This window comes from Mesorhizobium sp. M8A.F.Ca.ET.207.01.1.1 (assembly GCF_004794715.1).
GTDB lineage: Bacteria > Pseudomonadota > Alphaproteobacteria > Rhizobiales > Rhizobiaceae > Mesorhizobium.
In genome coordinates this window covers 1-337 of the sequence record NZ_SRUS01000306.1, presented here as the reverse complement: position 1 = coordinate 337, position 337 = coordinate 1, and the positions used below count along the sequence as shown (strand labels likewise).

General features: G+C 64.7%; 1 protein-coding gene. It reads left to right on the top strand.

The genetic code is table 11. The features are described 5' to 3' along the window. Nucleotides 1-58: 58 nt before the first annotated feature. Nucleotides 59-337 (top strand): SAM-dependent methyltransferase (locus EN850_RS34670; protein ID WP_281407312.1); only part of this gene is annotated, 279 nt, incomplete at its 3' end.

Below are 337 nucleotides of genomic sequence, written 5' to 3'. Positions count from 1 at the left end.
AACACGGTTGAATGGGGCGATCAGGGTATCATGAGGACCCCATCAGCCCCTATTTTCAATGGCTACCCGCAGCAAAAGCAGCCAGCGCTGGCTCAAGGAACACTTCTCCGACCCCTTCGTGAAGAAGGCGCAGGCCGAGGGGATGCGCTCGCGCGCCGCCTACAAGCTCGAGGAGCTGCTCGAACGTGACCGCCTGCTGAAGCCGCACATGGTGGTGGTCGACCTTGGCGCGGCCCCCGGCGGCTGGTCTCAGCAGGTTCGGAGACAGATCGGCGACACCGGTCGCGTGCTGGCTCTGGACATCCTGGACATGCCGCCGCTGGCCGGCGTGGAGTTC